This is a genomic window from Glutamicibacter sp. MOO4, assembly GCF_056934395.1.
Genome location: NZ_CM167800.1, coordinates 2,695,512 through 2,707,676, shown reverse-complemented (window position 1 = coordinate 2,707,676; position 12,165 = coordinate 2,695,512). Strand labels below are relative to the sequence as shown.

Below are 12,165 nucleotides of genomic sequence, written 5' to 3'. Positions count from 1 at the left end.
AACGGAAGATGGCAACTAAAGAACCTGCGCAAGTAACTCGCTATAAGTACAGCGTTGCGTGGTCCGCTGAAGATGATGAGTATCTCGCCACCGTGGCTGAGTTCCCGTCACTGTCCTGGCTGGCCGAGTCTCAAGAAGCTGCACTGTCGGGGATGCTTGATCTGGTGAGTAGTACGGTTGCTGACTTATCCAAAGCAGGCGAAAAAGTACCAAGCCCATTTGCCACACGTGAGTACAGCGGAAATATTCGACTGCGAGTGTCGCCCCAAAAGCATCGGGACCTAACGATCAAGGCCTCGGAGCAAGGCGTTTCGCTTAACCGTTACCTGAACGAACTGCTCTAAGGGCGCCAATTCTGGTTGAGCGGGGCTGCCCTGGTGTCGCTGTAGTGAACGCGGAGTTCTTTCGTGAGAGAGCGGCGGTGATCAGCGTTTGAGGCGTATCATTTATGTTACGTTCAAGGCCGCGTCAAGGAGGGTCCAATGGAAGCACCCGCAACATTTTGGGATGATCTAGCTAAGGATCTTGAGGATCCGGAATTCCTTAGGGAGTATGTTCTCGAATCAATCCGGATTGCCACTGTAGACAGCATCGTGAACGGTCTGGACGAAGCTCGCATTGCTGCAGGATTGTCGAAAGCCAGCCTTGCCCGCGCCATCAGTGCAGACCCGGCAACAATGCGACGGCTCTTTTCAGGCAGTGCGTCTAATCCGACACTTGGCACGCTCGCCGAGGTGGCTGCAACTTTGGGTATGAGGGTCAAGCTCGAACCTCTACCCAAAACCGAACGGTTAACGCTCACTGGGACGCTACTTGAAGGAAGAGCTGCCAACCCAAAAGAACTGGTTGAGTATTTGGAGAAACTCCGGCAATCCGGACAGGATTCAAGGTCTTCCTGATTGTGCAACAGGATTGCCTGGCAGTGGTTAGATCCTCCTCTTCGTGATCATCAAGTCCAGTTTCCTGCTTTGAAAAACAAGCCCTAAATCGCGTGCTGCACAAGGATTGGTTCCTTACTCCAAGTATTTACTTGGAAGCCCTAGTATTTAGTAGGATGTCCAACTATATTTGTGGCTAACCGCATCTTTGGAAGGCCCGAGCATGTTTGAAATTACCGAGGACCAGCGCGCACTAGTAGATATGGTGCGTGATTTTGCAACCACCGCATTGGAACCAAACGCGGCGAGCTGGGACGAAAATAAATACTTTCCCGTAGAGGTTTTGGCCCAAGCCGGTGAATTGGGAATGGGTGGCATCTACGCCACCGAAGAGTTCGGCGGCTCCGGACTGACCCGCAGTGATGCGGTGCTGATTTTTGAAGAGCTTGCCAAGGCTGATCCGACCATCGCAGCCTACATTTCCATCCACAACATGGTTGTCTGGATGATCGATACCTTCGGATCCAGAGAACTGCGTGAGCAGTGGATCCCGCAGCTGGCCTCCATGCAGTCCTTGGGTAGCTACTGCCTAACCGAACCCGGCGTGGGTTCAGATGCCGCAGCTCTTCGCACCCGAGCAGTGCGCGAAGGCGACGAATACGTGCTCAATGGCGTTAAGCAATTCATCTCCGGCGCGGGATCTTCGGCCGCTTACGTTGTTATGGCTCGCACCGCGGACACCGGATCGCGTGGCATCTCCGCGATCCTCGTCCCTGCCGATGCTCAAGGTTTGTCCTTCGGCCCTAACGAAAAGAAGATGGGCTGGAACGCACAACCTACCCGACAGGTCATCCTCGACAACGTCCGAGTACCCGCAGGCAACCTATTGGGAGCTGAAGGTGACGGTTTTGGCTTTGCCATGAAGGGTTTGAACGGTGGCCGCCTGAACATTGGTGCATGCTCGCTAGGTGGCGGACAGAAAGCCTTAGAAAAGTCAGTTGCCTATCTCAAAGAGCGTGAAGCTTTTGGCGGCCCACTAACTAATCAACAGTCTTTGGTTTTCAAACTTGCCGATATGGAAACCGAATTAGAAGCCGCCCGCACTCTACTGTGGCGGGCGGCAGCAGCGTTGGATGCAGGCGCACCCAACGCAGTGAGGCTGTGTGCCATGGCCAAACGACTAGCCACCGACGCAGGATTTAATGCTGCCAATTCCGCCATACAACTCCACGGCGGCTACGGATACTTGGCTGAATACGGGCTGGAGAAAATTGCCCGTGACCTTCGAGTGCATCAGATCCTTGAAGGCAGCAACGAGATCATGCGCCTGATCGTAGGCAGAACCTTGCTGGACTCATAGACTTCCGGGTTGCAGACTGAAACCCCAACGAATAAACCTTCAATGAAGAAGAGAGAATTTCAATGGTAAAGAACATCGCATTCATCGGTCTGGGCCATATGGGTGGTTATATGGCCGCCAACCTGGTCAAGGCAGGACATCAGGTAACAGGCTTTGATCTCTCGGCCCCAGCCCTAGAAGCGGCGATCAAGGCCGGCGTGAATATTGCCGAATCCGGGGCCCAAGCAGTGACGGATGCCGACGTTGTCATCACCATGCTTCCCGCCGGTCGCCACGTAATCGGCGCGTTCGAGGGACCGGACGGACTAGTCGCAGCAGCCCCCAAAGGCACGCTGTTCTTGGAATGCTCAACCATTGCCGTGGACGATGCCCACACAGTGCATCGGATGCTCAGCGCCGCCGGGCATCGCGGTGTCGACGCCCCAGTATCCGGCGGAACCACCGGTGCAGAAAACGGGACACTGACCTTCATGGTTGGCGGCAACGACGCAGATTTTGCCGACGCAGAAGTCATCTTCAAAGATATGGGCAAGCGAATTGTGCACTGTGGCGGCCCTGGCGCCGGACAAGCGGCGAAGGTCTGCAACAACATGATCCTCGGCGTGAGCATGATTGCCGTTTCTGAAGCTTTTGTACTGGGTGAAAGCCTCGGACTGTCCAATGAAGCGCTCTTTGATGTGGCCTCCGCAGCCACCGGCCAATGTTGGGCGCTGACCACCAACTGCCCAGTCCCCGGACCGGTACCAACAAGCCCGGCCAACAAAAACTTCGAGCCAGGCTTCGCCGGTGCATTGATGGCCAAGGACCTCGGCTTAGCGGTCCAGGCGGTGGACGCCGCAGGCGTTCAAGCCCGACTGGGAGTGGCCGCCGAAAAGATCTACCGAGACTTTGCTGCCGGTGAAGGCGCACGCAAAGACTTCTCCGGAATTATCAACGAGATCCGAGCTGCTTCCGCCGCAGCCAAGCCCGCCAACTGATCTGGTCAACCCTAGCTTTATTGAATACGAGGAACAATGAGCACTTCTAACACTGATCCACGCACCGAAAACCTGCTCAACGGTTTTGACCAGCCCATGTGGATAGATGGCGAAAAAACCGAATCGAGTACCGGTGAATGGCGCGAGGTCCGCAACCCGGCGATCCGTGAAAGTGTCATCGCCCGAGTGCCTGCCGCCGGTATCAAAGATGTGGATCGAGCGGTTGACTCAGCTCGCAAGGCGTTTGGTGCATGGCGCGGGGTGCACTTCACCGAGCGTGCCCGGGCACTGGCCAAAATCGCCGACGACATTGAAGCCCGAGCCGAGGACTTCGCTAAGCTCACCTCCCTTGATACCGGCAACGCGCTGCGAACCCAGGCCCGCCCGGAAGTCACCACGCTGGTGGCCCTGTTCCGCTACTTCTCCGGCATCGCGGGCGAAGTCAAAGGCACCACACTGCCCGCTGGCGAGAACCAACTGCAGTACACCCGACTTGAACCGTTGGGAGTGGTCGCGTGTATCTTGCCGTGGAACTCACCGCTGATGATTGCCGGCTTTAAGATTCCAGCGGCGCTAGCAGCCGGAAATACTGTCATCCTCAAAGCGGCCGACGATGCGCCACTAACCATCTTGCTGCTTGCTGAAATCTGCAACCGGCACCTGCCCGCGGGCGTGCTCAACGCGTTGACCGGTCGTGGATCCGTGATAGGTCAGGCCCTATCCGAGCACCCTGGCGTGGACAAAGTCTCCTTCACCGGATCAACCGACGTAGGTCGAGGAGTCGCCCGCACCGCAAGCGAACGCCTTGCACATGTCTCTCTGGAACTAGGCGGAAAGAATCCTTCGATTGTCTTCCCCGATGCCGTAGACGATGAACTGATTGATGGGCTGCTGGCCGCCTCGCGCTTCACCCGTCAGGGGCAAAGCTGCACCGCCGGATCGAGGCTTTTCCTACATGAAGACGTCTATGACGAAGTCTTGGAAAAGCTGACCCTTAAGCTCGGAGCGCTGAAGGTGGGTGACCCGCTGGATGAGGCCACTGACATGGGCGCGATCATCAATGCCAGCCAGCACCACCAAATCAGTGACTACTTGCGAGAAGGTCGGAACAACTCGGCGCTGACCGTAGCTTTGGGTGGAGACGAGCCAACTTCAGGGCCACTGACCGAAGGGTACTTCCACCAGCCCACCGTTTTTGGCGGAGCAAGCAATGACTTCCGTCTTGCACAAGAAGAGATTTTTGGGCCAGTGCTGGTGGCTATTCGTTGGAAAGAAGTCGACGAGGTCGTGAAGATGGCCAACGATTCGCACTATGGTTTGGCCGCCTACGTATGGAGTCACAACCTAGATAATGCGCTGAACACTGCCCACCGTGTGGAAGCAGGTTGGGTTCAAGTCAACCAGGGAGGTGGCCAAGTGGTGGGCCAATCCTATGGTGGCTACAAGCAGTCAGGCATCGGGCGCGAAGTATCTCTAGAAGGAATGCTGGCCGGCTTCACCCAGACCAAACAAATCAACGTAAAGTTGCGCGGCTAGAAGCAACAAAATGGGCCGAGTAAAAGCTAGTTCGCTTGGTGAAGAACGAATGATGCTTTGATAGAGGCAGGACTGATCAATTGGCCCGGAGATGGGTCAGCGCTAAGGGGTGGACTATGAGTGTCGAACAGCAACCGGATCTAACCGGTAGACTGCGCGTAGAACGCAGTGGCGCGGTGGCAACGCTGTATATCGATAATCCGCGTCGACGTAATGCGGTGTCCAAAGATATGTGGGGACAGTTTGCGACCCTGCTTTATACCCTGGCTGAAGACGACTCGGTACGCGTGCTGGTAGTTCGCGGGGCCGGAGAGAACTTCAGTGCCGGTGCTGATATCAGCGACTTGCGCGCAATCTTGCATGATGCAGAGTCAGGCCGTCATGACGGTGGACATGTCAGCGCCGGAGAAAACGCGTTGGCAGCATTCCCTAAACCAACTATCGCGGCGATTGATGGTTATTGTGTCGGCGGTGGTTGGCAGATAGCCGGAGCCTGCGATATCCGCATCGCTAGCGAGCGTGCCCACTTCGGGATTACTCCGTCCAAGATTGGCATCGTTTATCCCACCAGTGGCATTGAACGTCTAGTGCGTCTTGTGGGCCCTGGCGTAGCCAAGCAATTGCTGTTCAGCGCTGACTTCATCGACGCAGATGAGGCAAAAAACGTTGGCCTGGTTAGAAGCGTTTTGCCAGTTCAGGGATTTTGGGAAGAAATCGAAAAGTACGCACAACACTTGGCAGGACGTTCAGCCCTGTCGATTCAGGCCATGAAAGCCATTGTTGACGCGATAGCTGTTGGTGGCATTGACCTAGAAGAGGTCAATGCCTATTGGCAACAGCAGATGGATGTCTCGGATGATCCAACCACGGGCATTACGGCGTTCCTAGAAAAGCGGGCACCGGAATTCACTTGGAACCGTACGGTTGCCTTGGATTAGCGTGTTGGGAATGAACGCTCGCCGAAAATCCGCACCACATAGCGCCAGAACTCTTGGGAAGGATCCGCCGTGGGGAAGACCAATAGCGCTGATATTCAGATTGCTCAGATGACCCAAGATCGCTGGGGGTCGGTATCCACTATTTATGGGCAAGGGATCACAACCGGGCTGGCAACTTTTGAATCAGCGGTTCCGTCCAAGGAAAAATTCTTTGGTGCGAAGATCCCGGAGCTGACCTTGGTGGCGCTCGATCCCGAGGGAAATGTTGCCGGTTGGGCTGCTGCCGCGCCTATTTCAGAACGCTCCGCCTACCGTGGGGTGGTTGAGCATTCGGTCTACATTGATCCGCAATGCTCGGGGCGTGGGATCGGAACCATACTGCTTCAAGAGCTCATCAAACGGGCCAATGAGCAGGGTTATTGGACGATTCAATCAGCGATTATTTCCGGCAATGAAGGTAGTAGATCACTGCACAAAAAAGTTGGTTTCCGGGAAGTCGGCCGCCGAGAACGTATTGCGAAGGGCGCATGTGGTGAGGTTGCCGGACAGTGGATGGACACGTACCTGTACGAGCTGAGGCTTTGAGTGGACGGCAGTGAGCTGACCGGCTCGCTAGGGCGGGGTCATCTGAACTAATGAAGCTACTTTTTTGCCACCAAGGCTGTGCTTAGGGATTCCAGTGCGCCGGGAACCACGGAGAAGTAGGCCCAGACGCCACGCTTTTCGCGGTGTAAAAGCCCTGCCTCAACCAAGATTTTCAGGTGATGGGAGACGGTGGGTTGCTTCAGTCCCAGGGGTTCGGGCAAGTCGCAGACGCACGTCTCAGATTCCTTGTTCGCCGAGACAATCGAGAGAATGCGAAGCCGGTTGGGATCGCTGAGCGCCTTAAAACGAGAGGCGAGTAGCTCGGCTTCTTCTGCCTGAAGGATGTCTTTGTCCTCAGCTGGAACACAACATGGAGATTCGAAAGGCTGAAGGTTCAGGCCCGACTCGGTGCTTGTGTCCGTACTCATTGTTTGGGCCGCTTTCGTAGTTCGGTCAGAGATTGACAAACGTCGATATATGCAAGGATACTCGAAATATCGATAGTCGTCGATGTCTAATCTTGGAGTGATAATTCAGTGACACCCGCGCCAATGCCCGACACCGCCCCCGTGGCGGCGAAGCTCTCTTTCCTAGACCGATATTTGGCACTATGGATCCTGCTAGCCATGGCCATCGGGCTGGGGTTGGGACGCATCTTTCCTGCGCTGGGTGAACTGTTGGACCGCTTCACTGTCGGTGGGGTTTCGGTTCCCATTGCCATGGGGCTCTTAGTGATGATGTACCCGGTCCTAGCCAAGGTGCGTTACAACGAAACCTCTCGAGTTCTCACTGATAAAAAGCTCATGATCACTTCGCTGGTGATCAACTGGGTGCTGGCACCGGCCTTCATGTTTGTCCTGGCCTGGATCTTCCTCGCAGACCTCCCCGAGTACCGCACGGGGCTGATCATTGTTGGTTTGGCTCGCTGCATCGCGATGGTGTTCATCTGGAACGATTTGGCCTGCGGTGACCGAGAAGCGGCAGCCGTGCTGGTAGCCATCAACTCGATCTTCCAAGTCGTTGCCTTTGGTGCGCTGGGTTGGTTTTACCTCCAGTTGCTGCCTTCCTGGTTAGGGCTGGAAACCACCAGTGCAGAATTCTCCATAGGTGCCATCACCGCCTCGGTACTCGTCTTCTTGGGCATCCCACTGCTGGCTGGTTTCTTGACCCGAACCCTGGGTGAAAAAGCCAAGGGCAGGGATTGGTACGAGGGTAAATTCCTGCCAAAGATTGGCCCGTGGGCGCTCTACGGTCTGTTGTTCACCATTGTTCTGCTCTTTGCCTTGCAGGGAGATAACATCATCTCCAAACCGTGGGATGTACTGCGGATGGCGCTGCCGCTACTGACCTATTTTGTGGTGGTTTTTGGTGCTGGAATGCTCATTGGTCGAGCCCTGAATCTTGGCTACCCACGCACCACTACGCTGGCTTTCACTGCAGCTGGCAACAACTTTGAGCTGGCTATCGCGGTGGCCATTGCCACCTTCGGTGCAACCAGTGGACAAGCGCTCGCTGGCGTGGTTGGTCCACTGATCGAAGTACCAGTTTTGGTCGCACTTGTGTATGTGGCCCTCTGGACTCGCAAATTCTTCCCATCCACTGAACTCGCAACTACTTCGGCCTAAGGAATCAACTAACCATGACTGAGCTCCACAAACCTTCGGTACTCTTTGTCTGCGTTCACAATGCAGGACGTTCACAAATGGCTGCTGCGTACCTCTCCCATCTTTCCGAGGGCAAGATTGAGGTCCGTTCAGCCGGTTCCGCACCAGCTGATTCGGTGAACCCTTCAGCCGTGGCAGCCATGGCCGAAGAAGGCATTGACATGTCGGCTGAAACTCCAAAGATTCTGACCACCGAAGCGGTGAAAGAATCCGATGTAGTGATCACCATGGGCTGCGGAGATACCTGCCCGATCTTCCCGGGTAAGCGCTACGAAGACTGGAAGCTGGAAGACCCAGCCGGTCAAGGAGTGGACGCCGTACGTCCAATCCGCGACGAGATCCGCAGCCGGATCGAAACCCTGATTTCCGAGTTGCTACCAGCTAACTAGCCACCTAACGCAGTCCTTACGCTAAGGAGAATGCCATGAGCTCAACCTATCCGGTGATCGTAATTGGTGCAGGACCCATTGGCCTGGCCACCGCAGCACACCTGCGTGAACACGGTCAGGAAGTATTGGTTCTGGAAGCAGGAGAGCAGGCTGGTTCGGCCATCAAGCAGTGGGCACACATCAAGCTCTTCTCTCCTTGGCGGTTTAACATCGACGCTGCCGCTCAGCGTCTGTTGGAAACCGCAAGCGAAGGCTATGCAGGGGAGTGGGAAGCACCGCGAATCACCAAACTGCCTACCGGCGGCGAACTGGTCAGCGAGTACCTTCAGCCGCTGGCCGCGCATCCCGAACTGGCGCCACGCATTCGTTACGGTCACCGGGTTATCAAGGTCAGCCGCATCGCCGCCGACGGGCGCGGTGTAGACAAGACTCGCGGTGCCAATCGGGACGAAACACTATTTTTGGTGCGCGCCCAAACTAACGAGGACCAAGTAGATCTCATTGGTCGCGCCGTGGTTGATGCCAGCGGAACCTGGAACCAGCCCAGCCCAGCAGGTCGAGCAGGTATCGAAGCCATCGGAGAAGCGAAAGCCCGCGAACGCGGACATATCCTCGGTGGTCTTGTTGATCCGCTAGGTGCTGATGAGCAGGAATTGGCTGGAAAGTCCTTGCTGGTTCTCGGCGCCGGGCACTCGGCAGCCAACACCATCATTGCGCTGGGTCGATTGCAAAAGCAGTATCCCGAGACCAGGGTCGGGTGGGGCTTGCGTGGGGACGCGAATCCGATTCGCCTCTATGGCGGTGGCGCCGCTGATCAGCTGCCTGCGCGAGGACAACTGGGAACCAGCCTGCGCCGACTGGTAGAAAACGGCAACGTGCAGCTACTTGAAAATGTGGCTGTGGCTTCGCTGAAGTCCGAAGAGCAATTGACGGTGTCCCTGTCCGATGGCCGGGAGCTTGTAGTGGACCGCATTATCGCGGCGACCGGTTTCCGCCCAGACCTGCAGATGCTTTCCGAGCTTCGTTTGGATTTGGATGAAAGTGTTGAAGCACCACGACAGTTGGGGCCACTAATTGATCCCGAGTTCCATAGTTGTGGCACGGTCACCGCGCACGGAGAAAAGTTGCTGGCTCATCCGGAAAAGAACTTCTACATCGTCGGAATGAAGAGCTACGGACGCGCCCCAACCTTCTTGATGGCAACCGGGTATGAGCAGGTGCGCTCCATTGCCGCCGCGTTATCCGGCGATAGCCAAGCCGCTGACCGGGTGGAGCTGGACCTACCGGAAACCGGAGTCTGCTCTACGGATCTGGGTGGCTCATGTGATGCCCCGGCACAGGAAGAATCTTCGTGCTGCAGTAGTGGACCGCAGCCGGTGGTCTTCGGGCTATCAACCGGAACGTTGCATGGGAATGCACAGTTGGTCGAGGGAACTTCAAGCGACTAGGTGCTTCTTCGGCGCTCCCCTTCGGTCCGTCAGCGGGGTGTCTGCAAAGAAGATCAGGACGCGCGCGAGAGGTACTCGTCCAAGGCGCGACGGATGACCTCGCTGGGCTTTATCTGGTCATGCTCTGCTCTTTCGATTAACTTCTCATCCATGTCTGCAGGTAGTCGTACAGATCTGGCGGGAGATATGCCGCGTCCACTGAGGGACGGTTTCCCAACGGCGCGATGCACCGCTATTTTCGAACCTAAGGCAGTTGCGAGTAGATCCATTCCGGCACCCGCAGCTTCGGATTTACTAATCAACGCATTTTCAGAGATCTGCGCAGTTTCTGCCCAAACCTCTAGCTCTTTGATCTCAGTTTCGCTCAACATGTCAAAGGTGCCTGAGCTCTTGATGGGTGGATTCTTCTTATGCATGTCTACTGAGTGCTTCCTCGCACAATATTCAAAATCTTCTTTCGAGCCTCCATGGCGTGAAAGTTGAAGACCTTGTTTGGCGGGGTAACTGCCGCCATAACTTCTAGCAACTTTGAGCGGTCTCGTAATGGACCGATGAACAGGTCGGGGCGACCGTGCGATCCGACACTGGGCTTGGCAAATTTCTCTTAGCGATACTGATAATTCAAAATAGCGTTCAATGCATCTCTGCGGTCTATGCCGTGTTTGTCCGCACTGTTAGAGAATTCCAATGACACAGGAATATTGTCACACAATATTGATTGGAATCAAGAAGATTTTTTCCGATGGGGAAAACTCAAGCGACGCTGAGGGGTGCCAGCAAAATCCCCAGCGAGACATAGCCTTACAGCGCAAGGTGCGCAACCCTAATTGCTCAGTGTTGTAACGATCTCTAACCAGAGGCAGGCCACCGGAAAACATCTAGCAAGCCATGGTCTGCTTGAAAGCCTTTGGTGGGCGTCCTTTGGTTTGGGGTGAAGCAAGGAACCGGCCCTCTAAGCATTAGCTCTGACAGTCGGTCTGACCCTAGGTGTAATGCTGCGGCAGCCTGGGGTTGCTTCTTCTAAAGTCCTGGATGTGGATCTATAGGACAAATGGGGGAGCGGGCTCAAACCTGGAAGGGTTGATCCCTTGAATCTTTCATCTCTTGAGGAAGCGCACCGACTGCCGTGCCCTTGATGACGAACAACCATGAAGCTATGGATAAAACAGGAGCCACGAGTTGCTAGTACATGAGCGCAATGTGAACTCGCTGAGGTGTCAGGCAATTAAAAATAGGTATGGCGGGCACACTTCAAAAACGGATTCAATAACCTAAACCCGACCGGCGCGTTAATGCCTGCGTGAACCACACGGAGTGTTAATTTGTGGGTATGCCAAACCCCGAAGTCACCGACGCTGAACGCCGACTGCTCAAAGACTACAAGAACACTGCTCCCCACAAACTCGTGGTGAAGAAAGTAGAAGCAGTACTCCTGCTTTCTGCGGGTGTTGATCCGGTGATTGTTGCTGACTTCGTGGACCGTGAACCTTCCACGCTGGAGGACTGGGCCCGGGACTGGAGTAAGCAGCGTATGGCGTCTTTGTTTACAGGTCATGCAGGAAACCTGAACCGTAGTTGCCTCACTGAGGAGCAACGAGAGATTGTCGCTCAGGTCCTCTCCCAGCCGCCAGGTGACCAGTACTTGCCAGCACAGTTCTGGGATGTCCCGAAACTAGATCACTGGTTATTCACGACGTTCAACGTTGAATATGCGTCTGCGACTTCGTACCAGTTCTTGTTGCGCATGGCGGGGTTGTCTTTTCATAAGCCAGAGAAGTTTGACCGCAGACGAGGCGATGACAAGGCCATTGACCTGCGGATCAAAGAGATCCGTGAAGAACTCACGGTCCCGTTAGCTGACGAGGACACGTTGGTCTTTGCTGCGGACGAGGTGCGTATTGATCAGGAAGCCGTTGTCCGGCGGGCTTGGTATGAGAAGGGCACGAAGACCGTGGTGGAGGTTGACCGGCAGAAGGCTTCGCAGTCGTTTATCGGGTTCTTGGATCAGAATACGGGCCAGTGTTTGACGTTGCGGTTGGATTGGCAGAACGCCACCACGATCCTTGAAGCTGTGCAAACGTTGGTGGGGTTGCATCCAGGGAAACGGATTGTGATTGTGTGGGATAACGCGACGTGGCATAAGAACCAGTTGCTACGTGCAGAGCTAGCTCAGGGCGAAACGTTGCAGGATGTTCATTTGATCAATTTTCCGCCGTACGCTCCAGATCGTAATCCGGTTGAGCATGTGTGGAATGATGCGAAGAACGCGATCAGTAATGTTCAACGTGATGACTTTGAATCGACGGTGGCGGCGTTTGAAGCGCATATCCGGTCACGGTTGTTTGATTACAAGATTTGAGGTTCTGGCTGACCGTTTTTGATATATGAGA

At 55.2% G+C, this 12,165-nt stretch carries 13 protein-coding genes; 11 read left to right on the top strand and 2 right to left on the bottom strand.

All coding sequences use genetic code 11. The features are described from left to right. The first annotated feature begins 8 nt into the window (after positions 1-8). The 7 genes from AC1Z3F_RS12670 to AC1Z3F_RS12640 all read left to right on the top strand — a co-directional run bounded on the left by AC1Z3F_RS12670 (position 9) and on the right by AC1Z3F_RS12640 (position 6,274). Positions 9-344 carry a type II toxin-antitoxin system HicB family antitoxin gene (locus AC1Z3F_RS12670; RefSeq protein ID WP_483565924.1) on the top strand — a complete coding sequence of 112 codons (336 nt, stop codon included), beginning with the start codon at positions 9-11 and terminating at the stop codon, positions 342-344. 138 nt (positions 345-482) lie between these two features. Then, entirely contained in the window at positions 483-899 is a 417-nt protein-coding gene (locus AC1Z3F_RS12665) for a helix-turn-helix domain-containing protein (RefSeq protein ID WP_483565923.1), read from the top strand. 202 nt (positions 900-1,101) lie between these two features. Then, positions 1,102-2,238, top strand: coding sequence for an acyl-CoA dehydrogenase family protein (locus tag AC1Z3F_RS12660; protein ID WP_131089403.1), 1,137 nt, complete (start codon positions 1,102-1,104; stop codon positions 2,236-2,238). A gap of 62 nt (positions 2,239-2,300) precedes the next feature. After that, positions 2,301-3,215 (top strand): 3-hydroxyisobutyrate dehydrogenase, encoded by a 915-nt coding sequence (gene mmsB / locus AC1Z3F_RS12655; protein WP_483565922.1) that lies wholly within the window; start codon positions 2,301-2,303, stop codon positions 3,213-3,215. Between the two features lie 36 nt (positions 3,216-3,251). Next, positions 3,252-4,751 carry an aldehyde dehydrogenase family protein gene (locus AC1Z3F_RS12650; protein ID WP_483565921.1) on the top strand — a complete coding sequence of 500 codons (1,500 nt, stop codon included), beginning with the start codon at positions 3,252-3,254 and terminating at the stop codon, positions 4,749-4,751. Between the two features lie 116 nt (positions 4,752-4,867). Next, a complete protein-coding gene (locus tag AC1Z3F_RS12645) occupies positions 4,868-5,689 on the top strand; it encodes an enoyl-CoA hydratase/isomerase family protein (protein WP_483565920.1) in 822 nt (273 codons plus the stop codon). Positions 5,690-5,758: 69 nt separating this feature from the next. Continuing rightward, complete coding sequence (locus AC1Z3F_RS12640; RefSeq protein ID WP_483565919.1) at positions 5,759-6,274, top strand: N-acetyltransferase family protein; 516 nt, start codon at positions 5,759-5,761, stop codon at positions 6,272-6,274. 56 nt (positions 6,275-6,330) lie between these two features. Here the strand turns inward: AC1Z3F_RS12640 and AC1Z3F_RS12635 are convergent, their stop codons facing one another. Continuing rightward, a complete protein-coding gene (locus tag AC1Z3F_RS12635; RefSeq protein ID WP_483565918.1) occupies positions 6,331-6,702 on the bottom strand; it encodes an ArsR/SmtB family transcription factor in 372 nt (123 codons plus the stop codon). Between the two features lie 123 nt (positions 6,703-6,825). Between AC1Z3F_RS12635 and arsB the strand changes: the two genes are divergently transcribed. The 3 genes from arsB to AC1Z3F_RS12620 are packed head-to-tail and all read left to right on the top strand — an operon-like array spanning position 6,826 to position 9,775. Then, positions 6,826-7,899, top strand: coding sequence for an ACR3 family arsenite efflux transporter (gene arsB / locus AC1Z3F_RS12630; protein ID WP_131089852.1), 1,074 nt, complete (start codon positions 6,826-6,828; stop codon positions 7,897-7,899). Positions 7,900-7,913: 14 nt separating this feature from the next. Then, positions 7,914-8,327: an arsenate reductase ArsC gene (locus AC1Z3F_RS12625; RefSeq protein ID WP_131089398.1), complete on the top strand. Its 414-nt coding sequence runs from the start codon at positions 7,914-7,916 to the stop codon at positions 8,325-8,327. A gap of 35 nt (positions 8,328-8,362) precedes the next feature. Then, on the top strand, positions 8,363-9,775 hold the full coding sequence (locus AC1Z3F_RS12620) for an FAD-dependent oxidoreductase (RefSeq protein WP_483565917.1): 1,413 nt from the start codon (positions 8,363-8,365) through the stop codon (positions 9,773-9,775). A gap of 53 nt (positions 9,776-9,828) precedes the next feature. Here the strand turns inward: AC1Z3F_RS12620 and AC1Z3F_RS12615 are convergent, their stop codons facing one another. Next, positions 9,829-10,191, bottom strand: a complete 363-nt coding sequence (locus tag AC1Z3F_RS12615; RefSeq protein WP_131089396.1) for a hypothetical protein — start codon at positions 10,189-10,191, stop codon at positions 9,829-9,831. 908 nt (positions 10,192-11,099) lie between these two features. Here AC1Z3F_RS12615 and AC1Z3F_RS12610 point away from each other — a divergent pair. After that, positions 11,100-12,134 (top strand): IS630 family transposase, encoded by a 1,035-nt coding sequence (locus AC1Z3F_RS12610; RefSeq protein WP_483565916.1) that lies wholly within the window; start codon positions 11,100-11,102, stop codon positions 12,132-12,134. Positions 12,135-12,165: the final 31 nt, after the last annotated feature.